Origin of the sequence: Serratia proteamaculans (assembly GCF_004684015.1) — a bacterium.
Lineage (GTDB): Bacteria > Pseudomonadota > Gammaproteobacteria > Enterobacterales > Enterobacteriaceae > Serratia > Serratia proteamaculans_F.
The window spans coordinates 1-25,102 of sequence record NZ_SRIA01000016.1; the positions used below are offsets into that span (position 1 = coordinate 1).

24 protein-coding genes and 3 tRNA genes are annotated in these 25,102 nt (G+C 54.0%); 14 read left to right on the forward strand and 13 right to left on the reverse strand.

From position 1 onward, the window contains the following. The 3 genes from E5C26_RS11010 to menI form a co-directional block, all read left to right on the forward strand. The coding region (locus tag E5C26_RS11010) for a zinc ribbon domain-containing protein (RefSeq protein WP_135316335.1) at positions 1–315 on the forward strand (315 nt) is incomplete at its 5' end. Between the two features lie 292 nt (positions 316–607). After that, the gene (ydiJ, locus tag E5C26_RS11015) at positions 608–3,664 is read left to right on the forward strand and encodes a D-2-hydroxyglutarate dehydrogenase YdiJ (RefSeq protein ID WP_135316336.1); all 3,057 of its coding nucleotides are present in this window, start codon (positions 608–610) and stop codon (positions 3,662–3,664) included. After that, positions 3,661–4,077: a 1,4-dihydroxy-2-naphthoyl-CoA hydrolase gene (gene menI / locus E5C26_RS11020; RefSeq protein WP_135316337.1), complete on the forward strand. Its 417-nt coding sequence runs from the start codon at positions 3,661–3,663 to the stop codon at positions 4,075–4,077. The genes ydiJ and menI overlap by 4 nt, the downstream gene beginning before the upstream one ends. Before the next feature lie 52 nt (positions 4,078–4,129). Here the strand turns inward: menI and E5C26_RS11025 are convergent, their stop codons facing one another. Continuing rightward, complete coding sequence (locus E5C26_RS11025; RefSeq protein ID WP_004943694.1) at positions 4,130–4,534, reverse strand: hypothetical protein; 405 nt, start codon at positions 4,532–4,534, stop codon at positions 4,130–4,132. 555 nt (positions 4,535–5,089) lie between these two features. Between E5C26_RS11025 and sufA the strand changes: the two genes are divergently transcribed. The 7 genes from sufA to E5C26_RS11060 all read left to right on the forward strand — a co-directional run bounded on the left by sufA (position 5,090) and on the right by E5C26_RS11060 (position 12,056). Beyond that, a complete protein-coding gene (sufA, locus tag E5C26_RS11030) occupies positions 5,090–5,461 on the forward strand; it encodes a Fe-S cluster assembly scaffold SufA (protein WP_135316338.1) in 372 nt (123 codons plus the stop codon). A 14-nt stretch (positions 5,462–5,475) separates the two neighbouring features. Next, the gene (gene sufB, locus E5C26_RS11035; protein WP_026142350.1) at positions 5,476–6,972 is read left to right on the forward strand and encodes a Fe-S cluster assembly protein SufB; all 1,497 of its coding nucleotides are present in this window, start codon (positions 5,476–5,478) and stop codon (positions 6,970–6,972) included. A 42-nt stretch (positions 6,973–7,014) separates the two neighbouring features. After that, complete coding sequence (sufC, locus tag E5C26_RS11040) at positions 7,015–7,761, forward strand: Fe-S cluster assembly ATPase SufC (RefSeq protein ID WP_135316339.1); 747 nt, start codon at positions 7,015–7,017, stop codon at positions 7,759–7,761. Continuing rightward, entirely contained in the window at positions 7,736–9,022 is a 1,287-nt protein-coding gene (gene sufD, locus E5C26_RS11045) for a Fe-S cluster assembly protein SufD (protein ID WP_135316340.1), read from the forward strand. The genes sufC and sufD overlap by 26 nt, the downstream gene beginning before the upstream one ends. After that, positions 9,019–10,239, forward strand: a complete 1,221-nt coding sequence (sufS, locus tag E5C26_RS11050) for a cysteine desulfurase SufS (protein WP_135316341.1) — start codon at positions 9,019–9,021, stop codon at positions 10,237–10,239. The genes sufD and sufS overlap by 4 nt, the downstream gene beginning before the upstream one ends. 95 nt (positions 10,240–10,334) lie before the next feature. Continuing rightward, a complete protein-coding gene (sufE, locus tag E5C26_RS11055; RefSeq protein WP_135316342.1) occupies positions 10,335–10,748 on the forward strand; it encodes a cysteine desulfuration protein SufE in 414 nt (137 codons plus the stop codon). 294 nt (positions 10,749–11,042) lie between these two features. Continuing rightward, positions 11,043–12,056 carry a L,D-transpeptidase family protein gene (locus E5C26_RS11060; protein WP_135316343.1) on the forward strand — a complete coding sequence of 338 codons (1,014 nt, stop codon included), beginning with the start codon at positions 11,043–11,045 and terminating at the stop codon, positions 12,054–12,056. A 146-nt stretch (positions 12,057–12,202) separates the two neighbouring features. Here E5C26_RS11060 and E5C26_RS11065 read toward each other — a convergent pair whose 3' ends face one another. The 7 genes from E5C26_RS11065 to E5C26_RS11095 form a co-directional block, all read right to left on the reverse strand. Continuing rightward, positions 12,203–12,439 (reverse strand): major outer membrane lipoprotein, encoded by a 237-nt coding sequence (locus E5C26_RS11065; protein ID WP_061795518.1) that lies wholly within the window; start codon positions 12,437–12,439, stop codon positions 12,203–12,205. Between the two features lie 308 nt (positions 12,440–12,747). Further along, positions 12,748–14,160, reverse strand: a complete 1,413-nt coding sequence (pykF, locus tag E5C26_RS11070; RefSeq protein WP_135316344.1) for a pyruvate kinase PykF — start codon at positions 14,158–14,160, stop codon at positions 12,748–12,750. A gap of 402 nt (positions 14,161–14,562) precedes the next feature. Next, positions 14,563–14,868: a cupin gene (locus E5C26_RS11075; RefSeq protein ID WP_135316345.1), complete on the reverse strand. Its 306-nt coding sequence runs from the start codon at positions 14,866–14,868 to the stop codon at positions 14,563–14,565. Positions 14,869–15,009: 141 nt separating this feature from the next. Next, positions 15,010–15,086 (reverse strand) — tRNA-Val (locus E5C26_RS11080). A gap of 21 nt (positions 15,087–15,107) precedes the next feature. Next, positions 15,108–15,184 (reverse strand) — tRNA-Val (locus tag E5C26_RS11085). Between the two features lie 21 nt (positions 15,185–15,205). Continuing rightward, positions 15,206–15,282: transfer RNA gene (locus tag E5C26_RS11090), tRNA-Val, on the reverse strand. A 188-nt stretch (positions 15,283–15,470) separates the two neighbouring features. Next, positions 15,471–16,847, reverse strand: coding sequence for an MATE family efflux transporter (locus tag E5C26_RS11095; protein ID WP_135316346.1), 1,377 nt, complete (start codon positions 16,845–16,847; stop codon positions 15,471–15,473). Positions 16,848–17,089: 242 nt separating this feature from the next. Here E5C26_RS11095 and E5C26_RS11100 point away from each other — a divergent pair, with 242 nt between their 5' ends. Continuing rightward, positions 17,090–17,740, forward strand: coding sequence for a riboflavin synthase subunit alpha (locus E5C26_RS11100; protein ID WP_135316347.1), 651 nt, complete (start codon positions 17,090–17,092; stop codon positions 17,738–17,740). 29 nt (positions 17,741–17,769) lie between these two features. Then, positions 17,770–18,066: an I78 family peptidase inhibitor gene (locus E5C26_RS11105; protein WP_174352494.1), complete on the forward strand. Its 297-nt coding sequence runs from the start codon at positions 17,770–17,772 to the stop codon at positions 18,064–18,066. Between the two features lie 80 nt (positions 18,067–18,146). Here E5C26_RS11105 and cfa read toward each other — a convergent pair whose 3' ends face one another. After that, the gene (cfa, locus tag E5C26_RS11110; RefSeq protein WP_135316348.1) at positions 18,147–19,298 is read right to left on the reverse strand and encodes a cyclopropane fatty acyl phospholipid synthase; all 1,152 of its coding nucleotides are present in this window, start codon (positions 19,296–19,298) and stop codon (positions 18,147–18,149) included. Positions 19,299–19,638: 340 nt separating this feature from the next. Further along, complete coding sequence (gene punC, locus E5C26_RS11115; protein WP_135316349.1) at positions 19,639–20,847, reverse strand: purine nucleoside transporter PunC; 1,209 nt, start codon at positions 20,845–20,847, stop codon at positions 19,639–19,641. A gap of 123 nt (positions 20,848–20,970) precedes the next feature. Here punC and punR point away from each other — a divergent pair, with 123 nt between their 5' ends. Next, positions 20,971–21,915 carry a DNA-binding transcriptional activator PunR gene (gene punR / locus E5C26_RS11120; protein WP_135316350.1) on the forward strand — a complete coding sequence of 315 codons (945 nt, stop codon included), beginning with the start codon at positions 20,971–20,973 and terminating at the stop codon, positions 21,913–21,915. Here punR and purR read toward each other — a convergent pair. Continuing rightward, a complete protein-coding gene (gene purR, locus E5C26_RS11125) occupies positions 21,912–22,937 on the reverse strand; it encodes an HTH-type transcriptional repressor PurR (protein ID WP_135316351.1) in 1,026 nt (341 codons plus the stop codon). The genes punR and purR overlap by 4 nt on opposite strands. A 323-nt stretch (positions 22,938–23,260) precedes the next feature. Between purR and cydH the strand changes: the two genes are divergently transcribed. Next, entirely contained in the window at positions 23,261–23,350 is a 90-nt protein-coding gene (cydH, locus tag E5C26_RS11130; protein ID WP_004943739.1) for a cytochrome bd-I oxidase subunit CydH, read from the forward strand. A gap of 53 nt (positions 23,351–23,403) precedes the next feature. Here the strand turns inward: cydH and sodB are convergent, their stop codons facing one another. Both sodB and E5C26_RS11140 read right to left on the reverse strand, forming a co-directional pair. Beyond that, positions 23,404–23,982: a superoxide dismutase [Fe] gene (sodB, locus tag E5C26_RS11135; protein ID WP_135316352.1), complete on the reverse strand. Its 579-nt coding sequence runs from the start codon at positions 23,980–23,982 to the stop codon at positions 23,404–23,406. Positions 23,983–24,174: 192 nt separating this feature from the next. Beyond that, entirely contained in the window at positions 24,175–24,996 is an 822-nt protein-coding gene (locus E5C26_RS11140) for a C40 family peptidase (protein ID WP_135316353.1), read from the reverse strand. Between the last annotated feature and the right edge of the window lie 106 nt (positions 24,997–25,102).

Here is a 25,102-nt window from a genome sequence, read left to right on the forward strand (position 1 = left end):
ATCAGCAACCCTAAGCTGTCGAAAGCGATAGCCGATGCAAGCTGGGGCGAGTTTGTGCGCCAGCTCGCATACAAGGCTGAATGGGGCAGGCGTTCACTGGTCGCAATTGCCCCGTTTTTCCCGTCCTCAAAGCGTTGTAGTTGTTGCGGCTTCACCATGAAAAAATTGCCTCTTGATGTTCGTAAATGGAATTGTCCGGAATGCCAAACAAGCCATGACCGTGACACTAATGCGGCACGGAATATAAAAGCTGCCGGGCTGGCAGCGTTAGCTCACGGAGAGTCTGTAAATCCTGAATCGCATCAAGCGGCTTAGGTTCGACTCAGTGAAGTGGGAATCCTCGCCCTTTAGGGCAGGGAGCAGTCAATCTGGTCAGTTAACTCCTTGGGATCGTTTAATCATGGTGCACGTTGATGAAAAACGACAGCACGGCGCATCTTTTGTTGTGAGCGATTTTGCGGCAGGACAATTGCAATAATCTGCATGCCTTCACTAAACGAGTATGTTAGTTTTTATCTCAAACAAAAAACAGGGTGGGTCTGAATAAAGGCCTGATTCAGCGTGCATAATGACGCATAAAAATTAGACAGACAGGGTCAAAAAGCGAATGATCCCACAGATTTCTCAGGCGCCTGGCCTCGTTCAGCGGGTGCTCGATTTTTTGGAAGCGTTGAGGCAAAACGGGTTTAACGGCGATATCGCTACCAGCTATGCCGACCGGCTAACGATGGCGACCGATAACAGTATCTATCAGTTGCTGCCTGACGCAGTCGTGTTTCCCCGTTCCACTGCGGATGTGGCACTGATTGCACGCCTGGCGACCGAAGAGCGCTTCACTGCGCTGACCTTCAGCCCACGGGGTGGCGGGACCGGGACCAACGGGCAGTCGCTCAACAGCGGTATTGTGGTGGATATGTCGCGCCATATGAACCGCATTCTTGAAATCAACGTCGAACAGGGCTGGGTCAAGGTAGAGGCTGGGGTTATCAAGGATCAGCTTAACCAGTATCTGCGGCCGTTCGGTTATTTCTTCTCGCCGGAGCTTTCCACCAGTAACCGCGCTACGCTCGGCGGCATGATTAACACTGACGCCTCCGGTCAGGGATCGCTGGTCTACGGAAAAACCTCCGACCACGTATTGGGCTTGCGGGCGGTGCTGCTGGGTGGCGATATGATTGACACCCGCGCCATGCCGACGCCACTCGCGGAAACGATTGCCAACGAAGACACGGTTGAAGGTCGCATTTATAACCGGGTGCTCAACAGCTGCCGCGATCAGCGGGCGTTGATCCTGGAAAAATTCCCCAAGCTTAATCGCTTCCTGACCGGTTACGATCTGCGTCATGTGTTCAGTGAGGACCTGCAAACCTTCGATCTGACCCGTATTTTGACCGGCGCCGAAGGGACACTGGCGTTTATCACCGAGGCGCGGCTGGATATTACGCCGCTGCCGAAGGTGCGCCGGTTGGTGAATGTTAAATATGACTCTTTTGATTCCGCCCTGCGCAACGCGCCTTTTATGGTGGAAGCCAAAGCGCTGTCGGTCGAGACTATCGACTCCAAGGTGCTGAACCTGGCGCGCGAAGATATTGTCTGGCATTCGGTCAATGAACTGATCACCAACGTGCCGGATAAAGAGATGCTGGGCTTGAACATCGTTGAGTTTGCCGGCGATGACAAGGCACTGATCGACCAGCAGATGGAGGATTTGTGCCTGCGACTGGACGAGCTAATCGCCGAGCGACAGGGCGGAGTGATTGGCTATCAGATTTGTGGCGATCTGGACGGCATCGAGCGCATTTACAACATGCGTAAAAAGGCGGTGGGGTTATTGGGCAATGCCAAAGGGCGTGCCAAGCCGATCCCGTTTGCCGAGGACACCTGTGTGCCACCGCAGCATTTGGCCGACTACATCGTTGAATTCCGTGAGTTGCTCGACAGTCATAACCTCAGCTACGGCATGTTTGGCCATGTGGATGCCGGTGTGTTGCACGTGCGTCCGGCTCTCGACATGTGCGACCCGCAGCAGGAAGTGCTGATGAAGCAGCTTTCCGACCAGGTGGTGGCGTTGACCGCCAAGTATGGCGGCTTGCTGTGGGGGGAGCATGGCAAAGGGTTCCGCGCCGAATACAGCCCGGCGTTCTTTGGCGATGAGCTGTACCTGGAGCTGCGCCGTATCAAGGCCGCTTTCGACCCGGACAACCGGCTCAACCCCGGCAAAATCTGCTCGCCGCTTGGCGTCGATGCGCCGATGATGAAAGTGGACGCCGCCAAACGCGGTACCCTCGATCGTCGTATTCCGGTCGAGGTTCGCACCTCGTTCCGTGGCGCCATGGAGTGTAACGGCAACGGTTTGTGTTTCAATTTTGACGTCCGCAGCCCAATGTGTCCGTCAATGAAAATCACCGGCAGCCGCATTCACTCGCCAAAAGGGCGGGCGGCGCTGGTGCGTGAATGGCTGCGTTTGCTGTCCGAACAGGGTGTCGATCCGCTGGAACTGGAAAAGCAGCTGCCGAAGCAACGTGTCAGCTTCAGGGCTCTGATCGAGAAAACTCGCAACAGTTGGTACGCCAGTAAAGGAGAGTACGATTTCTCGCACGAGGTGAAAGAGGCGATGTCCGGCTGTCTGGCCTGTAAGGCCTGCTCCACTCAGTGCCCGATTAAAATTGACGTACCCGGCTTTCGCTCGCGTTTCCTGCAGCTTTATCACACCCGTTATCTGCGACCGGCGCGTGACTATATGGTCGCCGGGGTAGAGAGTTATACCCCGCTGATGGCGAAAGCGCCCAAAGTGTTTAACTTCTTCTTCCGCCAGCCCTGGGTGCGTGAGCTGAGCCGCAACAGTATCGGTATGGTTGATTTGCCGATGCTCTCCAGCCCGACGCTGCGCCAACAGCTCTCCGGCCACGGCGCGCTCACCATGACGCTGGAACAGCTTGAGGCGCTGAACCCGCAACAACGCGAACAGCATGTATTGATCGTGCAGGATCCGTTTACCAGCTATTACGATGCCAAAGTGGTGGCGGACTTTGTGCGGCTGGTGGAAAAATTGGGCTATCGGCCGGTGCTGTTGCCGTTCTCACCCAACGGCAAGGCGCAGCATATCAAAGGTTTCCTGACGCGCTTTGCCCGCACCGCGCGCAAGACCGCCGATTTTCTCAACCGGGTAGCGAAGCTCGGCATGCCGCTGGTGGGGGTCGATCCGGCGCTGGTGCTGTGTTACCGCGACGAATATAACGAGATCCTTGGGGAAACTCGTGGCGACTTCCAGGTGCAATTGGTGCACGAATGGCTGCAACAGTTGCTGGCCGAGCGTGCCGAGCAGCCGGCGACCGGTGAAGCCTGGTATCTGTTCGGCCACTGCACCGAGACCACGGCATTACCGACCAGCAGCCAACATTGGACGTCGATCTTTGCGCGTTTTGGCGCCAGGCTGGAAAATGTCAGCGTCGGCTGTTGTGGTATGGCGGGGACTTACGGGCATGAAGTCAATAACCTGCAGAATTCACTCGGCATTTATGAGCTATCATGGCACCAGGCGCTGCAACGTTTGCCACGGCAGCGTTGCCTGGCGACCGGCTATTCCTGCCGCAGCCAGGTCAAACGCATTGAGGGTAACGCGGTACGACACCCATTACAGGCACTTCTGGAGATGATTGAGTGAAACTGTGGAAAAGAGAAACGACGCTGGAACAATTAAACCAGGCCGGTGAAGGCTGCATGGTCAGCCATGTCGGCATCCGGTTTACCCGGCTGGAAGAGGACTTCCTCGAGGCCACCATGCCGGTCGACCAGCGCACCCGGCAGCCGTTTGGCCTGCTGCACGGCGGGGCATCGGTCGTGCTGGCAGAGTCGATGGGGTCGATGGCCGGTTATCTGTGCTGCGAAGGTGAGCAGAAGGTGGTGGGGTTGGAAATCAACGCCAACCATTTGCGGGCAGCATTTGAAGGCGAAGTCCGCGGTGTGTGCCGTGCGCTGCACGTTGGCCGTCGTCATCAGGTGTGGCAGATCGAAATCTTCGATTCGCGCGATCGCCTGTGCTGCACCTCACGCCTGACTACTGCAGTCATAGATTAAGCCTTTACCCCGCAGGCAGCCCTGCCTGCGGGTGTTTCTTCGTTCGGCCGGTTTACAGCTGAAAAGGCACCCGCTTGACGAAGTCCTTCTGGAAGGCGTTGGCCTTCTCCCAGGTGCCTTCCATCGCATATTTCTGGCAGATCAGGGTCAGGGTATGACGGGCAAAATGATAGCTCTGGACCCGGAATAGCTGGCAGCGCTGCGGATTATTGATTTCCACGATCAGCCGATTATGCAGTTTGCTCAACGCATGCAGGTAGCTTTCATCATCGCCATTCTCCAGACACAGATTAGCCATGTTCAGACTGACGTTGTTGTAACGTTTCAGGTGGTTGATGTTGCACTCAGGCCGCCGAAGTGACGCCTCCGCCATATAGAAGTCTACCGTGGCGTCGCGCACGCTGAATTTGTAGTCATCAATTTTTCCCAACAGCCACGCATTCATCGAGATATTCATTTGCCCACGCCCAATTTGAATTGAATGATAATCATTATCATATTTACTGGCGCGTGGGTGATCAATCATTCTGTTGAATTATTTATTGTCGGCAGGGGATGCATAGGGGCAGTAGCGACCCAATATAGCCAGTAACGACTAAACTTTAATCAGAGGTGGCCGTTTTTGTCGGCTCGGTCGGGTCAGTGGAATGGCGTGAAATGCGCCTTATTGTCGATAAACGCATTTTTAAGACAGACAAAATGCAGAAATAGGTATTTTCTATGAATGTTTAAATCGACAGAAAAAGCCCGGCCCTGTAAAGCGTTCGAGCCAATGGGTAAACGCAATGGTGATACAGGATGTGCAGTAAATTCATAAGGATAAAATGATTCCATTTCCGACCGGCAGCGCCTGGCGCGCTGACTGTCCCGCGCGCTTGCCGCATGCCGAAGTGAAAATCCGGGCTTTTAGCGGATACCCCTGTAAAACAAACGGTTGAAGTGATAATCGTTATCACTAACATAGTAGCAACCCAGATTGGCTGTGGAAAAACACGAGTGTGAGGTAGGCCATATGCAAACGGAAAATGTCGGCACCTTTTCTCTGGACGAAAATGTCTGGCAAGGCATTTTGCTCAGTGACAATGCCGTACAACAAATTACGAAACTAATGCTGCAGGATCCGCAGGTGAAGGGGCTGCAACTCGGGGTGAAGCAGTCAGGCTGCGCCGGGTTTGCCTATGTGCTGGATCTCACCCGTGCCCCTGCTGACGACGACCTGCTGTTTGAGCGCGATGGCGCCAAATTGTATGTGCCGTTGAAAGCCATGCCGTTTATCGATGGCACCACGGTGGATTTTGTCCGTGAAGGGCTGAATCAGATATTCAAATTTAATAACCCTAAAGCTCAGCATGCCTGCGGGTGCGGCGAGAGTTTTGGCGTTTGAGCGATGCAATCAACATGACACGAAGCAATGTAGAAATGCCTAATGAAGTGCAGGCTTGGGTCAGCGAAGGTCGCTACAAAGAAGGGTTTTTTACCCAGTTGGCCACCGACGAGTTGGCGATGGGCATCAACGAAGACGTGGTGCGCGCGATCTCGGCCAAGCGTAACGAACCTGAGTGGATGCTGGAATTCCGTCTGGAAGCCTACCGTGCCTGGCTGCAGATGGAAGAGCCGCACTGGCTGAAAGCGAACTACGAGCGCCTGAACTATCAGGATTACAGCTATTATTCGGCGCCGTCCTGCGGCAGCTGTGATGACGCCTGCGGCTCGCAGCCCGGTGCGGAGCAGCAACCTGGCGCACCGACGGACAACAATTACCTGACCAGCGAGGTTGAACTGGCGTTTAACCAGCTCGGTGTCCCGGTGCGTGAGGGCAGCGAAGTGGCAGTGGACGCTATCTTCGACTCGGTCTCAGTTTCGACCACCTACCGTGAAAAGCTGGCGGAGAGCGGGGTGATTTTTTGCTCGTTCGGCGAAGCCATTCATGAATACCCGGATCTGGTGCGCAAATACCTCGGTCGCGTAGTGCCTTCCAACGATAACTTCTTTGCCGCCCTGAATGCGGCGGTGGCCTCCGACGGTACCTTTGTCTATGTGCCGAAGGGCGTGCGTTGCCCGATGGAGCTGTCGACCTATTTCCGTATCAACGCCGCCAAAACCGGCCAGTTCGAGCGCACCATCCTGATCGCCGATGAAGGCAGCTATGTCAGCTACATCGAAGGCTGTTCTGCTCCGGTGCGCGACAGCTACCAGCTGCATGCGGCAGTGGTGGAAGTGATCCTGCACAAGGACGCCGAAGTGAAATATTCGACGGTGCAAAACTGGTTCTCTGGCGGCGACAGCAAGGGCGGTATCCTCAACTTCGTGACCAAGCGCGCGCTGTGTGAAGGCGCGGGATCGAAAATGTCGTGGACCCAGTCGGAAACCGGTTCGGCGATCACCTGGAAATACCCGAGCGTGATTTTGCAGGGCGACAATTCAATCGGGGAGTTCTTCTCGGTGGCGCTGACCAGCGGCCATCAGCAGGCGGACACCGGCACCAAGATGATCCACATCGGCAAGAACACCCGTTCGACCATCATTGCCAAAGGCATCTCCGCCGGACACAGCGAGAATACCTATCGCGGTCTGGTGAAGATCCTGCCGGGGGCGGAAAACGCGCGTAACTTTACCCAGTGCGACTCGATGCTGATCGGGCCGGATAGCGGCGCTCATACCTTCCCGTATGTTGAAGCACGCAACAACAGCGCGCAGCTGGAACACGAGGCGACGACCTCAAAAATTGGTGATGACCAGCTGTTCTATTGTCTGCAGCGCGGCATCAGCGAAGACAATGCCATTTCGATGATCGTCAACGGGTTCTGTAAGGACGTGTTCTCTGAGCTGCCGCTGGAGTTCGCCGTTGAGGCACAGAAGTTATTGGCCATCAGCCTGGAACACAGCGTGGGCTAACCGCCGGATTTACAGCGCGAAAGCGCGACCTAAGGACACTGCATGTTAAGTATCAAGAATTTAAAAGTCAGCGCGGAAGGCAACGAGATCCTCAAGGGCCTGAGTCTGGAAATCAAACCGGGTGAAGTGCATGCCATCATGGGGCCGAATGGCTCGGGCAAAAGCACGCTTTCTGCGACCCTGGCCGGGCGCGAAGAGTACGAAGTGACCGCGGGAGAAGTGACCTTCAAAGGCAAGGACCTGCTTGAACTGGCACCGGAAGACCGTGCCGGTGAAGGGGTGTTCCTGGCGTTCCAGTATCCGGTGGAGATCCCCGGCGTCAGCAACCATTTCTTCCTGCAGACTTCGGTTAATGCGGTGCGTAAATATCGCGAGCAGGAGCCGCTCGATCGCTTTGATTTCGCTGATTTTATCGAAGAAAAAATTGAGTTGTTGAATATGCCGCCCGATCTGCTGACCCGTTCGGTTAACGTCGGCTTCTCCGGCGGCGAGAAAAAGCGCAATGACATCCTGCAGATGGCCGCGCTGGAACCGGACCTGTGCATTCTGGATGAAACCGACTCCGGTTTGGATATCGATGCGCTGAAAATTGTCGCTAATGGCGTTAACTCACTGCGGGACGGCAAGCGCTCGTTCATCATCGTCACGCACTACCAGCGCATTCTGGACTACATCAAACCGGATTACGTTCATGTTCTTTCCCAGGGGCGCATCGTTAAGTCTGGCGATTTCACCCTGGTGAAACAGTTGGAGGAGCAGGGCTATGGCTGGCTTACCGACGAACAATAATTCGCGCGCGCTGCAGCAACTCTACAGTCTGTTTGAAGCCCGCGGTGGCGAGCATTCCGCCCATGCGTTGGCACACTGGCAGCAGGCCTTGCGCCTGGGCTGGCCGACCCGCAAGCATGAAAACTGGAAATACACTCCGCTTGAAGGTTTGCTGGAGCAACAGTTTCTGGAGCCGCCGCTCGAGCCGGTCACTGCCGCTCAGCGGGATGCACTGGCGCTGGATATCGATGCTTATCGCCTGGTGTTTATCGACGGGCGTTTCAGCGCGGCATTGAGTGACAGCGAACTGGGCGATTACCAGTTTGACGTGGCCCCCTATGGCACGCTACAGGCCTTGCCGGAGCCGATCCAGGCCGAAATATTCCTGCATCTGACCGAAAGTCTGGCGCAGGAAACCAGCATTATCCGCGTGGCGGCCGGCAAAATTGCCCAGCGGCCGTTGTATCTGCTGCATATCAGCAGTGGACGCGGCGCTGAAGGTGAAGTGAATACCGTCCATCACCGCCATCATCTTGAGGTTGCGCGTAATGCGCAGGCGGAGGTTATCGAACATTACGTCAGCCTTAACGACGCCGCGCATTTCACTGGCGCACGCCTGACCGCTAACGTGGGTGACAATGCTCAACTGCAGCACTGCAAACTGGCATTTGAAAGCCAGCCGAGCTACCACTTCGCCCATAACGATTTGGTGATTGGCCGTGATGCGCGGGTGAAGAGCGACAGTTTCCTGCTCGGGGCTGGGCTGACGCGGCATAACACCAGCGCACAGCTCAACGGTGAAGGCTCCAACCTGACGATCAACAGCCTGGTGCTGCCGGTCGGTAAAGAGGTCTGCGATACTCGCACTTACCTGGAGCACAACAAGGGTTACTGCGAGAGCCGCCAACTGCACAAAGTGGTGGTCAGCGATCGCGCCAAAGCGGTGTTTAACGGCATGATCAAAGTGGCCAAACACGCGATTAAAACCGACGGTCAGATGACCAACCACAACCTGCTGCTGGGCAAGGTGGCGGAGGTGGATACCAAGCCGCAACTGGAAATCTATGCCGACGACGTGAAGTGCAGTCACGGTGCTACCGTTGGGCGCATCGATGAAGAGCAGCTGTTTTATCTGCAATCGCGTGGCATCGACAAGCATGCGGCGCAGCAGATGATCATCTTTGCCTTTGCCGCGGAACTGACCGAGGGGATTGGCAACGACACCATCCGTGAATCGGTGCTGGCGCGGATTGCGCAGCGCCTGCCGGGGGAGGCTGCATGAGTTTTCCAATTGAACGGGTACGCAGTGAATTTCCGCTGTTGGCGCGTGAGGTCAATGGTCAGCCGCTGGCTTACCTAGACAGCGCCGCCAGCGCGCAGAAACCGCAGGCAGTGATCGATCGCGAGCTGGATTTTTACCGTCATGGCTACGCAGCGGTGCACCGTGGCATCCACACGTTAAGCGCCGAAGCAACGCAGGAAATGGAAGCGGTGCGTGAAAAGGTGGCGGCGTTTATCAATGCGGCTTCGGCGGAAGAGATTGTGTTCGTCAAGGGCACCACTGAAGGCATCAATCTGGTCGCCAACAGTTTTGGCCGCCACTTTTTGCAACCCGGTGACAGCATTATTATCACCGAGATGGAGCACCACGCCAACATCGTACCCTGGCAGATGCTGGCGCAGGAACGCGGGTTGAACCTGCGCGTCTGGCCACTACAGCCCGATGGCACTCTGGATTTGGCCCAGTTGCCGGGTTTGATTGATGCGTCCACCAAACTGCTGGCATTGACCCAGGTGTCCAACGTGTTGGGCACGGTGAACCCGGTGCAGGAGATTACGGCGCAGGCAAAAGCGGCCGGTCTGAAGGTACTGATCGACGGTGCGCAGGCGGTGATGCACCAGCGGGTAGATGTTCAGGCGCTGGATTGCGATTTCTACGTGTTCTCCGGGCATAAGCTGTATGGGCCTTCCGGCATAGGTATTCTTTACGGTCGTCAGGCGCTGTTGCAGCAAATGCCCCCCTGGGAAGGGGGGGGGTCGATGATCCAACAGGTCAGCCTGACGGAAGGGACTACCTACGCTGAGCCACCCTGGCGCTTTGAGGCCGGTTCACCCAACACCGCCGGCATGATGGGGCTGGGTGCGGCAATTGACTATGTGAATGCGCTGGGGCTGGGGGCGATTGGTGACTACGAGCAGTCGCTGATGCATTACGCGCTGGAGGCTCTGCAACAGGTACCCACGCTTAAAATCTACGGCCCGGCAAAACGTGCCGGGGTGATTGCCTTTAACCTGGGCGAGCACCACGCCTTTGACGTCGGCAGCTTCCTGGACCAGTACGGCATTGCCATTCGTACCGGACACCATTGCGCGATGCCGCTGATGGCGTTCTATAATGTGCCGAGCATGTGTCGCGCTTCATTGGCGTTATATAATACGCGTGATGAAGTAGACCGGCTGGTGGCCGGGTTACAGCGCATCCAAAAACTGCTGGGATAGGACAGACCGGAGCTTAATCCCTCCGGGTGAATCAATGCCTGTAGTCAGTGACATGGGGTCGGCATGCCGGCCCCTGAATGATTGAAAGGATCCTCATGGCGAACTTGCCGGACAAAGATAAGTTAGTGCGTAATTTCTCCCGCTGCCTGAATTGGGAAGATAAGTACCTGTATGTCATTGAGCTGGGCACCAAGCTGCCGGCGCTCGACGATACTGAACGCCAGGCGGGCAATCTGATTTCCGGCTGTCAGAGCCAGGTATGGATTGTGATGCAGCTTGATGAGCAGGGGCGTGTTGAATTCCATGGCGACAGTGATGCGGCAATCGTCAAAGGGTTGTTGGCCGTGGTGTTTATTCTTTATCACCAAATGACGCCGCAGCAGATCGTCGAGCTGGATGTTCGCCCCTTCTTCGCCGAATTGGCGTTGAGTCAGCACCTGACGCCGTCACGCTCGCAAGGGTTGGAGGCGATGATCCGCGCTATCCGCAGTCAGGCTGCCAAATTCTGACATAGTGGTGAGACTCATTGATGCGTTACTGGTATTTCCTGTGTCAATGAGTCTTTACAAACTCCAGCAAGTCCCGCCATCAGCCCCGCAAATCAGTGGCATATCAGCAGCTTACCCCTTGACGTTACATTGACAAATCTATAAAGCGATTACGTTATAACATGTTGATTTTTAGAGGACTTATTGCCTTTGACGTCAGCATTGCTAGTATTAATCAGGTCTTGTCTGATTTACCCGCCGCCAAGTGCCCGTTAGCCTTGTGGCCGAACCGTAATAAGCATAATAGGGATGATAATGAAACGTGCGTTGAGTTTAATGGGCATGCTATTTGCCACCGTACTGACTGGCACCCAGGCCGCCAGTGCGAGCGAATACCCGCTGCCGCCGCCGGACAGCCGTCTGATTGGCGAGAACACCACCTATACCGTACCCAATGATGGCCGCCCGCTGGAGGCGATTGCCGCTGACTATAAAATTGGTTTGCTGGGCATGCTGGAAGCCAATCCGGGCACCGATCCCTTCCTGCCCAAGCCAGGTTCGGTATTAACTATTCCGACCCAGATGCTGTTGCCGGATACCAAGCGTGAGGGGATCGTGGTCAACCTGGCCGAACTGCGTCTGTACTACTACCCGAAAGGCGAGAACAAAGTGATTGTTTATCCTATCGGTATTGGCCAGACGGGGATGCACACACCGCTGCAGGTGACCTCTGTCAGCCAGAAAATCCCGAACCCGACCTGGACGCCGACGGCCAATATCCGTAAACGTTACCTGGAAAAAGGGGTGAAGCTGCCTGGCGTAGTACCTGCCGGTCCTGAAAACCCAATGGGTCTGTTTGCCATGCGTCTGGCCATGGGGCACGGTGAATACCTGATCCACGGCACCAACGCCAACTTTGGTATCGGCATGCGCGTCAGCTCCGGCTGTATCCGCCTGCGCCCAACGGATATCGAAGCATTGTTTAACATGGTTCCGCGTGGCACCCGCGTGCAGGTAATCAACGACCCGGTGAAAATTTCCGTTGAGCCGGACGGTAAACGCTACGTAGAAGTGCATCAGCCACTGTCGAAAGTTGAAAGCGACGATCCGCAGACCATGCCAATTACGTTGTCGAAAACCGAGAAAGCTTTTGTGGGGGATGCCCAGACCGATAAGGCTGTGTTCGACAGCGCGGTTGTACGCCGCTCTGGCATGCCGGTACTGGTTAACCTGGGTCAGAACCCATCTGAGGTCAGTTTAACGCCTGTAGCCTCGCAGGAAGCGAATAAAGGCCTATTCAAGAGCGCACCCATCAGTTCGGTGAATTAAAACGCGGTCTTAATGGAAAATCCCGAGGGGTTCAGCGTGCTGAGCCCTTTTTTTCGCCTGGCGGCAGGGGGAACAGAACAGAGGGGATAACTTGCAGACAAAAAAACGGCGCACATTGTGCGCCGTTTTCAATAACCGAAGCTATCTTACTTTTTGTAAGCGTGTGCTTGGTTGTCCAGACGCTGGTTAGCACGTGCTGCGTCGTCTTTAGCTGCTTGAACGTCAGAACGCATTGCGTTCACGTCGTTGCTCAGCTGGTCAACTTTAGCGTTCAGAGTCTGAACGTCAGAAGACAGTTGATCGATTTTAGCATTGCTTGAACAGCCAGCCAGCATAGTGGAAGCCAGGATTACCGCGCCCAGTACCAGTTTAGTACGATTCATTATAACACCCTCTAGATTGAGTTAATCTCCATGTAGCGTTACAAGTATTACACAAACTTTTTTCGAAAGAGAATAATTTTTTTGGATTGGAGTGCTTTATTTTGATCGTTCGCTCAAACTTGCATCTTCTTTTGAAAAATAGTTAAAAAATGTAGGGAAAACAGCTGGATTCCATGGGACAACTCCGATTTATAATTAGCTAAATAATGAGCAATCCACGGTTGCGTTTTTGAGAAAACGGTTTACCAGTGCTAAAAAAAACGCCGCTAAGCGGCGTTTTTGTCAAAATAATTATGTCACGTTTTATATTAAAGCACGTGAACCGAGGCAGTATTGGTAGTGCCGCTTGGTACCAGAGCACCAGAAACCATCACCACAACGTCGCCTTTTTGCGCCAAACCGCTGGCCAGTGCCGCTTCTTTACCGATGCGGTAGAAGTCGTCGGTAGAGGCGATTTCCTTGACCATCTGTGGGATCACGCCCTTGGTCAGAATCAGCTGATGAGCGGTAGTTTCGTTGGTGGTCAGCGCCAGGATCACGGCGTTAGGGAAGTATTTACGCACGGACTTGGCTGATTTACCGCCGCTGGTGGCAACCACGATCAGTGGAGCATCCAGTTTCTCTGCGGTTTCAACCGCACCACGGCATACGGCTTCGGTGATGCGCAGCTTGCGGTTGTCATGCAGGCTGTCGATACGGCTTGGCATCACGCGATCGGTGCGCTCACAGATGGTCGCCATGATGGTAACGGCTTCCAGTGGGTACTTGCCCTTGGCGCTCTCACCAGACAGCATCACGGCGTCGGTACCGTCCAGAATGGCGTTAGCAACGTCGCCGGCTTCTGCGCGGGTAGGGCGCGGGTTCTTGATCATGGAATCGAGCATTTGGGTGGCGGTGATCACCACTTTACGTGCACGGTTACATTTTTCGATCATCATCTTCTGAGCGAAGATCACTTCTTCAACCGGGATTTCAACGCCCAGATCGCCACGAGCAACCATGATGCCGTCAGACGCTTCGAGAATTTCGTCGAAGTTGTTCAGGCCTTCCTGGTTTTCGATTTTGGAGATGATTTGGATCTGCGCGCCGCCGTGCGCTTTCAGGTGCTCACGAATTTCCAGCACGTCAGAACGCTTGCGGATGAAGGAAGCGGCAACGAAGTCCACGCCCTGTTCGCAGCCGAAAATCAGGTCGCGTTTGTCTTTTTCGGCCAGTGCAGGCAGCTGGATGGAAACGCCCGGCAGGTTAACGCCTTTGTTTTCGCCCAGGTCGCCGCTGTTCAGTACCTTACAGACAACTTCGTTTTCGGTCACGTTAGTGACTTCCATGCCGATCAGGCCGTCATCCACCAATACGGTGTTGCCGATTTTCAGGTCAGCGCTAAAGCCTGCGTAGGTTACCGCAACGCGTTCGTTGTTGCCGATAACGCTCTGATCGGTGGTGAAAGTGAAGGTCTGACCGGCAACCAGCGCCGCGTCTTTACCGCCTTCGAGTTTCATGGTGCGAATTTCCGGGCCTTTGGTATCCAACAGGATGCCGGCGTTCTGACCGGTTTTCGCCATCACGGCGCGCATGTTCTTGATGCGGTTGCCGTGCTCTTCATAATCGCCGTGGGAGAAGTTAAGGCGCATTACGTTCATGCCCGCATTCAGCAGGTTGGTCAGCATTTCTTCCGATTCGGTTTTTGGACCGATGGTACAAACAATTTTGGTCTTTTTCATGACGGATTTTTCTACAAGTTGTGATGGATAATAAAACGAATAAAACCAGCGGTCAGGCCACTGATAAGGGATTTGAGTCGTGCCTGGTGGTGCAAAACACAGTTAAGGATAGGTGACCAGAGTCGAAATGGGGCGGAAAAATTCAACCCGCGCCGGGATGCGGGGATGCTGCGCAACGTGATGAGATGAAAATGTGTTGTTATTGCGTTTTCGCAGATCAAGGGCTGAAACCATTCAACTGAAAGACGTTGCGCATTATAAAGGCTAAGCGGCGGGAAACAAAATAAAAAACCGATGCAAAACCTCGGTTCCGTCAAATCAGCAGTAAATAGGGCGCAAATGCAAACCCTTAGCTGGGGTTTGTTGCGCAAATAACCGCTTTGTCAGTACAGGTACTGCCAATCAGCTTGTAGTGGTGATTTCCCACAGGGTACCTGCCGTCAGACAGAAACAGCCGCTGGCGGTGTTGGCAGGGATCATGATGCTTTCACCGGCGACCACCACCTGAATGTCGTTGCCCAGGGTAAATTCAAACTCACCGGAAACCACCTGCGTTTGCAGAGCGAAATCACGCTTTTGCAACTGACCAAAGGTACCAGCGTCGAATTTCACTTCGGTGGCACGGGCGCCGTTGCTCATGATGCCTTGTCGACGGATGAGTCCGTTGTCGAGTTTCTCGAACGGGGTCTGGGCGGTAAATGTCAGCATGGATTCGGTCCTGATAAGGTATTCGCCTTGATGATACCTGATACCGCTTGCGGTGACAGGAGCAAAGCTACGGGATCGTACTGGCGAGTTAACGGTAGAGGAAGCGCGAGTCGATAGGGTGAAACTGAGGAAACAATGATTTGGTGCGTCCGAGTGGACTCGAACCACCGACCCCCACCATGTCAAGGTGGTGCTCTAACCAACTGAGCTACGGACGCACTGCACTGCTTTTAGATATTTGGTGCGTCCGAGTGGACTCGAACCACCGACCCCCACCATGTCAAGGTGGTGCTCTAACCAACTGAGCTACGGACGCACTGTACTGCTTTTAGGAATTTGGTGCGTCCGAGTGGACTCGAACCACCGACCCCCACCATGTCAAGGTGGTGCTCTAACCAACTGAGCTACGGACGCATTTTTTCCTGTCTGTCATGGCTGACAGCGGGGACGAATATTAACGAGCAACCTGCGTGCTGGCAAGGAGAAAAACGTAATTTTATCCGGTATTTCACGCGATTGCTGCGCTTGTGTGCAGTGCGGTGATTTTTTCCGCAGTGATGGTGCCAAAGCCACCGGCAGGCGATGCCAACCGGTGGCCAGTCTTAACGGGTGGAGCGCTGCAGGATCAGTGCCGCCGGTTGTCTTTGCAGCCAGCGCATACGCATGGCCATCATGATGGCGGCGAAGGTCAGGCCAATGATAAAGCCAATCCAGAATCCGCTTGGCCCCATTGCCGGTACCAGGATATCGGTCAGCGCCAGCACATAACCGCTCGGCAGACCCAGGACCCAATAGGCTATAAAGGTGATGAAGAAGATTGAACGGGTATCTTTATAGCCACGCAGAATGCCGCTGCCGATCACCTGAATAGAGTCGGAAATCTGGTAAATAGCCGCCAGCAGCATCAGGTGCGAGGCCATGGCAACTACCGCCGGGCTGTCGTTATACAGCAGGGCAATTTGTTCACGGAAGGTGGCGGTAAACAGCGCGGTGCAGCAGGCCATGGCGATACCGACGGCAATAGCTGCATAGGCAGCAATTCGCGCACCTTCAACCGAGCCTTCACCCAACCGATAACCGACGCGGATAGTTGCGCTGACACCCAGTGACAATGGCAACACAAACATCAGTGCGCTGAAGTTAAGTGCAATCTGGTGCCCGGCTACGGAAACAATGCCCAGTGGCGACACCAACAGGGCGACGATAGCGAACAGCGTGACCTCAAAGAACAGCGCCAGCGCTACCGGCAGGCCAATGCCGAATAAGCGTTTCATCGCCGGCCAGTCCGGCCGCATGCTGCTGCCTTCGTGTGGCAGAATATCGCGTTGTGAAGGGGCGCGTTTCACGTACCAACGCATCGCCAGGAACATAAACCAGTAAACGCTGGCGGTTGCCACGCCGCAACCGACGCCGCCCAGTTCCGGCATGCCGAATTTGCCGTAGATGAAAATATAGTTAATCGGGATATTCACCAGCAGGCCGAGAAAGCCAATCACCATGCCTGGTTTGGTTTTCGACAGGCCTTCGCATTGGCCGCGCAGCACCTGGAAGAACAGATAACCCGGCGCGCCCCACATGATGGCATGCAGATAGCCCACCGCTTTATCCGCCAACTGCGGGTCGATGTTGTGCATCATGTCGATGACAAACTTGCTGTTATACAGCACGATAATCACCAGCAGTGAGACGGCGGCGGCCAGCCAAAAGCCCTGACGCACCTGATGAGCGATGCGATCGCGTCGGCCAGCGCCGTTCAGCTGTGCAATCACCGGCGTTAGTGCCAACAGCAGGCCGTGGCCGAACAGGATAGCCGGTAGCCAGATTGAGGTACCAACGGCAACCGCCGCCATATCTGTGGCGCTGTAGGCACCGGCCATAATGGTATCAACCACGCCCATTGCGGTTTGTGATATTTGCGCGATGATCACCGGGATAGCGAGGGCCAATAAGCTACGCGCTTCAATTAAGTACTTCTGCACGCATACACCTTTTCTATTTATTTATGATGGAGGGAAAGGTCGTCGCGAAAGGACAACAATTAAAAATAGCGGAATTTTGTCAAAAAGATTGTACCCGCTCGGCGTGGTTAAGCAAATGCTGTGATGAAATAGTTATTAAATGCGCAGCTGCAGATTTTTTGTCGCCTCGGGTTTGGTTTTCATCGTCAACTGGGGCAAACTGCCCCAAGCGCTTTAAACATTTTTAGAAAGAAGAGGCCCACATGTTCACCGGTATCGTACAAGGCACCGCGCCGCTGGTCGCCATTGATGAAAAATCCAACTTCCGCACTCACGTCATTGAGATGCCTACTGAACTGCTGCCCGGGCTGGAGCTTGGCGCGTCGGTGTCTCATAACGGTTGCTGCCTGACCGTCACTGCGGTAGAGGGCAACCGCGTCAGTTTTGATTTGATCAAAGAAACGCTACGCCTGACCAACCTCGGTGAATTGGCATTGGGTGACGTGGTCAACATCGAAAGAGCGGCCAAATTTAATGATGAAATTGGCGGTCACCTGATGTCCGGCCATATTATCTGTACAGCAGAGGTTGCCAAGATTTATACCTCTGAGAATAATCGTCAGATATGGCTACGCATGCCGGACGCGGAACTGATGAAATACGTTCTGCACAAAGGCTTCATTGGCATTGACGGTATTAGTCTGACTATCGGTGAGGTAGTGAATAACCGTTTTTGCGTACATTTGATCCCGGAAACCCTGGAGCGCACCACGCTGGGCAAAAAACGCCTGGGGGATAAGGTGAATATTGAAATCGATCCACAAACGCAGGCGGTGGTTGACACTGTCGAGCGGGTGTTGGCGAGCCGTGAAGCGGCAATGGCGGCGGCGAGTGCGCTGGCGCAGAAGATCTGACGAACGACAAACCAGAGAGGAGCTATCGCGTGAAGTTTTATGGGAAAACGTTGATGTTAACGGCGCTGTTGGCGCTGAGTGCTTGTAGCAGCTCGCCGGAACAAGGTACCGCCAACACGGCGGCGGATGCAGAGAATGATACCTGCGGCGCAGCGCAATATCAGAACTATGTCGGCAAACCGATGTCAGCGCTGGAAGGCGTGCAGATAGAGTCGCAAGTGCGCGCTATACCGTATAACTCTGCGGTCACGATGGACTTTAACCTGCGTCGGCTGAACTTCCTCGGCGATAGTGATGATAAGATCATCCGGGTGTATTGCGGCTAATATACCCGCACTGTTCAAGACATAAAAAGAACCCCGGCCAGTGCAAGCTAGCCGGGGTTCTTTTATTGGAAGCGTCGAGATTAACGCGTTACGCGAATACCACCGTCAACCCCTTTAGGGCTGAATACCACTTGCCACAGTTGAATATCTCGTGCGCGGAAGGCTCCGGCGCACGCGTTCAGATAATAACTGAACATGCGTTCGAAACGATCTGAATAACGCTGGGCAAGCAGTGGCCACGCCTGTTTGAAGCGTTCGTACCAGGCCATCAGGGTGCGATCATAATCGGCGCCAATATTATGCCAATCTTCCATCACGAAATGTCCCTCACTGGCCTGGGCAATATGCGAGACCGATGGCAGGCAACCATTCGGGAAGATATATTTGTTGATCCACGGGTCAACATTCATATCTGTCCGATTCGAGCCAATGGTGTGCAGCAGGAACAGACCGTCCGGTTTTAAATTTCGTTCCACCACCTTAAAATAGGTGTGGTAATTTTTCGGACCGACGTGCTCGAACATGCCGACAGAAACAATACGGTCAAACTGCAGGTGTAAATCGCGGTAGTCCTGTAACCGAATGTCGACGTCCAGCCCGGCGCAGTGCTCCTGTGCCAGCTTTTGCTGTTCGGCGGAAATGGTCACGCCCACCACCGAAACACCATAGTTTTTCGCCGCATAGGCGGAAAGTCCGCCCCAGCCACAGCCAATATCCAGCAGGTTCATGCCCGGCTGCAATTGCAGTTTCTCGCAAATCATCCGCAGCTTGGCTTCTTGCGCTTCTTCCAACGTAGTGGCTTCTTTCCAGTAGGCGCAGGAGTATTGCATATGCGGATCGAGCATCTGCGTAAACAGATCGTTCCCAAGATCGTAATGTTCTTTACCGACTATCCAGGCGCGTTTCTTCGATTGCAAATTGGTGAGGCGCGCGGCAGCAATACGCAAAATATCTTTTAAATGGCGGGGGAGTTTCTTTTCCAACCCGGCACGGACCACGTGTTGAAAGAATATATCCAGCCGTTCACATTCCCACCAGCCGTCCATATAGCTTTCGCCCAGGCCAAGAGAACCGTCCTGCAGCACGCGTTTAAAAAAATTGGGATTTTTAACCTGAATATCGAAAGGGCGTGAGCCGTTTATTTCAATACCGGCCATGCTGAGCATTTCATTAGCGATGCGATACCATTGGTTGTCCTGGATGCTCACATCTTCTATACACGATGAACTCATAGCTTCTCCATCACCTTCTTCTGACTTATGACCCGCCAAAAAATAGCTTAGACAAATTCTGCGGGAGCATACGTTTACCTACGGCAAAAAGTTCCGTGGCGTCTGATATCCGACTATGAACAGAGGAAAATTTTAAGAAGGTTCCTGCGCAAGAAACGCCGGAAAGACAATCCTTAAAAAAGTGTGACGCCATACGCGTACACAACAGCAATTTGTGATAAAAAAATTATAAAAGTGTTATTTTAAAAGGTCGTTTTGAGTATAGGCTTGCCGAGGCGCTTACTCAACTGTAAATCGCACTCGGCAAAAATATTCTTTAAGTGATTATTAATACATACAATTATGACGCAGAGTTAGCATGTTCCTGCTGCGTCGCCTGCTGTTCATTCATCACTTTCCCCCGTTGCAGCATATAGCCCAATGCGGCTAATACTACCGTAGAAACCATCACCGTCACCGTTGCCAACAGCGGCTGGTCAATAAAGGCCGATACCAGCATGCTGGCGACAAAACACAGGCCCAACTGCAGGGTGTTTTGCAGCGCTGCGGCTTTGCCTGTGCCTTCCGGGAACGGGGTTAACGCATTTGCCACTACGATTGGGTAGGTGGCACCGTTGACCAACGCCATCACGCAGAACGGGATCAACAGCGTGGTGAGCGTGGGTTCGGTCAGGGTGGCAACCAAGTACAACGCCACCATGCTGATGCCATAAGCTACCAGCAGCCACGGCAGTAAGGTGTTGCCATTAATGCGATTTAACGCGGTGCGGCAGCCATAACCTCCTAACAGGAAGGCCAGGGTCTGCGGCACATAGCTCAGGCCGATATCATTTGGGCTGTACCCCATATCGCCAAGAATAAAAGGGGAACCGGTCAGCCAGGCGAAGAAGCCGGCGGAGCAGGCGGCAAAGATGATAACGCTGCCGCTGAATACCGGGGATTTCAGCAGTTGCCAGAAAGTCAGGCTGTTTTTATTTTCTGCGGAAGGCAAGGGTTTGGTGTTTTCTTTCAACAGCAGAGTCGGCAGCAGGAGAATGACGGTAATGCCCAGCAGCACGGCAAAAATGGCACGCCAGCCCATGTGGTTCAGCAACCAGGCGCCGACCAGTGGCGCCAGCGCCGGTGAAAGGGCGACCAGCGGCATAATGGTGGCGAATACGCGGTTTGCCTTGCCTTCGCGGTAGCGGTCGATCACCAGTGCCTGCCAGGTGACGGCGGCGGAACAGACGCCAATCGCCTGGATAAAACGCAGTGACCACAGTTGAACGGCATTTTGTACCCACAGCATGCCCAGGCAGCCCAAAGCAAACAGCGCCAGGCCAATCAGCAATACCGGTTTACGGCCGAGATGGTCGGAAAGCGGCCCCCACAGCAGTTGAGCAAAGGCAAAGCCGGCCAGGAAGATACTGAGGCTGGCGCTGATCGCCCCGGCGGAAATTTGCAGGTCTTGCTGCATCACACCAAAGGCGGGCAGGTACATGTCGGTGGCCAGATAACCCAGCATACTCAGGCCGGCAAGGTAGAACATAAAACCAAAGGAATTTCGCATGGTATTTCTCGTTAATATTTTAATGTCGCAGGTTTTTAGCGCCGGCAAGTGTATCCGGCTGGATCTCTGCTTGTGAAACGGTAATATTTGCGAGGTGCTATTAAAAAAATTGAAGGCAAGCTCATGTGGTCTGAATATTCTCTCGATGTTGTAGACGCGGTCGCCCGCACCGGCAGCTTCAGCGCAGCGGCGCAGGAGCTGCACCGTGTGCCCTCAGCGGTCAGTTATACCGTGCGGCAATTGGAACAATGGCTGGCCGTTCCGCTGTTTGAACGGCGTCATCGTGACGTGGAGCTGACCCCGGCCGGCGTGGTGTTTGTGCAGGAAGCACGCAGTGTCATCAAAAAAATGCTCGACACTCGCCGCCAGTGTCAGCAGGTAGCTAACGGTTGGCGTGGGCAACTGAAAATTGCGGTAGATATCATTGTTAAACCCCAGCGTTGCCGCCAACTGGTGCTGGATTTCTATCGCCATTTCCCCGACGTTGAATTGTTGGTTCAACCGGAAGTGTTTAACGGCGTCTGGGATGCGCTGGTTGATGGACGTGCTGATATGGCGATTGGGGCGACGCGTGCGGTGCCGGTTGGCGGCGGGTTTGCCTTTCGTGATATGGGCGACATGCGCTGGCTGTGCGTGGTCAGTCCGCAGCATCCGCTGGTGGCGTTGGATGGCCTGTTGAATGATGATCAACTACGGCCTTTCCCGTCGCTGTGTCTGGAAGATACCTCGCGTAACCTGCCCAAACGGGTCACCTGGACACTGGATAACCAACGGCGGCTGGTGGTGCCGGACTGGGCCTCGGCACTGGACTGTCTGTGTGCAGGTCTGTGCGTTGGCATGATGCCTGCGCATCAGGCCTTGCCATTGGTGCAGCGTGGGGAACTGGTAGCGTTGCAGTTGCAGCAGCCGTTTCCGGCCAGCCCCTGTTGCCTGACCTGGCAGCAGAATACGCCATCACCGGCGATGGCCTGGCTGTTGGACTACCTGGGGGACAGTGAAACGCTGAATCAGGAATGGTTAAGCGAAGTGACGCCGGAAACCACAGAGGCTTCCGGCGTTAGCGATTAACGGCGGTAATCGATGAATGGGCCGTCAGCGACCGAACGGCGCTCAATCAGCTTCGGATGCACTTCAATCACCTGCGACTCTTCGCGCTTGCTGATAATACGGTCCAGCAGCATGGTGAACGCCATCTCACCCAAACGCTCTTTGGGCTGATGAATGGTGGTCAGCGCCGGGGTGAAATAGCGGGCGTTACGCACGTTATCGTAGCCAATCACCGAAATGTCTTGCGGCACTCGCAGCCCAAGCTCGTCGGCGGCGCAGATCGCGCCCATCGCCATGATGTCGCCGCCGCAGAATACCGCGGTCGGCCGATGTTTTTGCGACAAGATCTGGTGCATGGCCTTGTAACCGGATTCCGGCTCAAAGTCGCCCTGAACAATCCACTCGTCGCGGACTTCGATATTGGCTTCTTCCATGGCTTTTAAAAAGCCCTGATGGCGGCCGCCACCGGTATTGCGCGACAGTTGGCCTGGAATGGCACCAATATCGCGGTGACCGCGTTCAATCAGATAACGCCCGGCCAGATAGCCGCCTTCGAAGGCGTTATCAATGATGCTATCGGTAAAATCACCGCGGGCTGCGCCCCAGTCCATCACCACCATTGGGATGTTGCGGTAGTCTTCCAGCATGCCCAGCAATTGGTCTGGGTATTCCGAGCACATCACCAGCAGGCCATCGACACGCTTTTGTGCCAGCATCGCCAGATAGGCCCGCTGTTTGTCCAGATTGTTGTGCGAGTTGCACAAAATCAACGTATAGCCTTTGCTGTAGCAGCTGTTTTCTACTGCCTCGATCACTTCGGCAAAGTAGGGGGCTTCGCTGGAGGTGGCCAGCAGGCCAATCGATTTGGTGTGATTGACCTTCAGGCTGCGCGCTACGGCACTGGGTGAGTAATGCAGCTCTTTAATCGCAGCGCCTACGGCCGCTTTAGTCTCTTCGGCGACGAAACGAGTCTTATTGATGACGTGCGAAACGGTGGTGGTGGAAACGCCAGCGCGTTTGGCCACATCTTTAATCGTTGCCATGTAAAGAATGACTCCTGAACTCACATGTTGCAGCATGTAAGTGTGATGTTAATCGTTTGCCTGCGTAGATCCTTCTCCAAAGAAGCGAAAACTGAGTTTTTAGTGTGTTGAAGTCGTCAGCGCTTGGTCAGGAGGGGCATTTTGCCGGTACACAGTTGTGAACTGCGAATTTTGTCCCATATTGAGCCAAAGTGGAAGAGGTAATCGGTATAATAAACCGGGAAATGATAACAAGATTTTATTGTTCAACTGTGTGAAAATGGTTTGACGCATTAATTGTGTGCCTTTTACCCTTGGGAAACCCAATCTGAAAAGGAGTTGTAATGGATACCGATCTGAAAATGTCACTGTTCACCACCGTTTGTGCGCTGGCCGTGATTATTGCTTTCAGCTTCACCGCTGCTTTGAACTGATCCCCTCAAGTAAAACAGGCGCAGCCCGCTGCGCCTGATTGTTTTTCCCCGCGTTATGCCAGGTTCTTTTCCACAAATGCCCAGTTAACCAGTGCCCAGAAGTTTTCCAGGTAGACAGGTCGCGCGTTGCGGTAATCGATGTAGTAGGCGTGTTCCCAAACGTCGACGGTCAGCAGCGGTTTACCATCACCGGTCAGCGGTGTCGCCGCGTTCGAGGTGTTAACAATGGCCAGCGAACCATCCGGTTTTTTCACCAGCCAGGTCCAGCCTGCGCCAAAGTTTTTCACTGCGGCATCGCTGAATTGCTGTTTAAAGGCAGCGAAAGAGCCAAAAGCCTGATTAATCGCCGCGGCCAGTTTACCTTCAGGCTCGCCGCCGCCCTGTGGCGACAGGCAGTGCCAATAGAAAGTGTGGTTCCATACCTGGGCCGCATTGTTGAAGATGCCGCCGTCAGAGGCCTTAACGATCTCTTCCAGGGATAATCCTTCAAACTTGCTGCCTTTCAGCAGATTGTTCAGGTTTACCACGTAGGCGTTGTGATGTTTGCCATAGTGATACTCCAGGGTTTCTGCCGAAATGTGCGGCTCGAGGGCGTTTTTTTCATAAGGTAATGCAGGTAGTTCAAACGACATTGCTTCCTCCTGGAACAGTGCCAGTCCGCCGTCGTAACAACGGCAATAGATTGACCTGTTTTTATTGTGGGTATTTAGCTTAGCAATTTTCGCGATGAAATACAGGGGGAACGGGCAAGGGATTGAGTACAACAATGAGGTTTACGGGAATTATCAGGGGAGAGCGGCTGGCAGCGCCAGCCGCAAAGAGCATTATCGAATGGTTTTTGGCGTGACTACCCGGCGTGCGCCGATGTAGTGGTTTTGCCAGTAGTCGTTGTCGAGCTGGCTGATGCGGATTTCTTCGCCGGTACGCGGTGACTGAATGAATTTACCGTTACCCAAATAAACCCCAACATGGTCTGCCGCGCCGCGGTTGTTAATGCGGAAGAACACCAGGTCGCCACTTTCCAGTTCACTCTTCTTGATCGGCGCTGCGTCACGCAGGTGGTACATCTCGTTGGCAGTACGCGGCATTTTAATTTTAACGATGTCTTTATAGGCGTAATAAATCAGACCGCTGCAGTCGAAGCCGGTTCTTGGTGAGGTGCCACCCCAGCGATAAGGTTTACCCATTTGATCCATCAGCTTGGCCATCGCGGTTTGCTTGGCATGCTGGTAGCGTTTTTTGTGCGCCGGGCTGAGCTTCAGTGGCTTTTCGTCACCCACCAATTTGGCGGTGGCCATACCGCTTTCGCGATGGCGGCCATAGCCTTTTTTATAGCCCTTCTTCGGCGGGGTCACTTTAATTTTGGCTATTTTATGAGTTTTGTTTTTCGATTTTGCGCTGACGATCTTTTTAGCGGTTTTTTCTGTTTTGGCTTTGGAGACCTTGGCGGTTTTTTGCGGAGTAGTGACTTTCACTTTTTTGCTGCTGGCCTTAACCGCTTTCTTTTTTTTGCGGTCATCCGGCCGGGCTTCGTTTACGTGGCTCTTGCGCTGCTCAGCGGCAACACGGGCCTGTGGCGCTGCGTGCGCCAGATTAAAGAATAGCTGTGTAAACAACAGCACAAAAAGCGTAAGAATTAAACGCATGTCGACGTTACCAACCTTGGCCCCGGAACAGATATCGAATGAGTGACAGTATTCCCGAATTTCGCCATATAAAACAGCGAAGAACTCATAAATGATAATCCATATT

Coding starts and splice junctions, on each gene's coding strand:
- ydiJ (WP_135316336.1), top strand. CDS start 608: ATGATCCCACAGATTTCTCAGGCGCCTGGCCTCGTTCAGCGGGTGCTC.
- E5C26_RS11025 (WP_004943694.1), bottom strand. CDS start 4,534: ATGAATATCTCGATGAATGCGTGGCTGTTGGGAAAAATTGATGACTAC.
- sufA (WP_135316338.1), top strand. CDS start 5,090: ATGCAAACGGAAAATGTCGGCACCTTTTCTCTGGACGAAAATGTCTGG.
- sufB (WP_026142350.1), top strand. CDS start 5,476: ATGACACGAAGCAATGTAGAAATGCCTAATGAAGTGCAGGCTTGGGTC.
- sufC (WP_135316339.1), top strand. CDS start 7,015: ATGTTAAGTATCAAGAATTTAAAAGTCAGCGCGGAAGGCAACGAGATC.
- sufD (WP_135316340.1), top strand. CDS start 7,736: ATGGCTGGCTTACCGACGAACAATAATTCGCGCGCGCTGCAGCAACTC.
- sufS (WP_135316341.1), top strand. CDS start 9,019: ATGAGTTTTCCAATTGAACGGGTACGCAGTGAATTTCCGCTGTTGGCG.
- sufE (WP_135316342.1), top strand. CDS start 10,335: ATGGCGAACTTGCCGGACAAAGATAAGTTAGTGCGTAATTTCTCCCGC.
- E5C26_RS11060 (WP_135316343.1), top strand. CDS start 11,043: ATGAAACGTGCGTTGAGTTTAATGGGCATGCTATTTGCCACCGTACTG.
- E5C26_RS11065 (WP_061795518.1), bottom strand. CDS start 12,439: ATGAATCGTACTAAACTGGTACTGGGCGCGGTAATCCTGGCTTCCACT.
- pykF (WP_135316344.1), bottom strand. CDS start 14,160: ATGAAAAAGACCAAAATTGTTTGTACCATCGGTCCAAAAACCGAATCG.
- E5C26_RS11075 (WP_135316345.1), bottom strand. CDS start 14,868: ATGCTGACATTTACCGCCCAGACCCCGTTCGAGAAACTCGACAACGGA.
- E5C26_RS11100 (WP_135316347.1), top strand. CDS start 17,090: ATGTTCACCGGTATCGTACAAGGCACCGCGCCGCTGGTCGCCATTGAT.
- cfa (WP_135316348.1), bottom strand. CDS start 19,298: ATGAGTTCATCGTGTATAGAAGATGTGAGCATCCAGGACAACCAATGG.
- punC (WP_135316349.1), bottom strand. CDS start 20,847: ATGCGAAATTCCTTTGGTTTTATGTTCTACCTTGCCGGCCTGAGTATG.
- punR (WP_135316350.1), top strand. CDS start 20,971: ATGTGGTCTGAATATTCTCTCGATGTTGTAGACGCGGTCGCCCGCACC.
- purR (WP_135316351.1), bottom strand. CDS start 22,937: ATGGCAACGATTAAAGATGTGGCCAAACGCGCTGGCGTTTCCACCACC.
- cydH (WP_004943739.1), top strand. CDS start 23,261: ATGGATACCGATCTGAAAATGTCACTGTTCACCACCGTTTGTGCGCTG.
- sodB (WP_135316352.1), bottom strand. CDS start 23,982: ATGTCGTTTGAACTACCTGCATTACCTTATGAAAAAAACGCCCTCGAG.
- E5C26_RS11140 (WP_135316353.1), bottom strand. CDS start 24,996: ATGCGTTTAATTCTTACGCTTTTTGTGCTGTTGTTTACACAGCTATTC.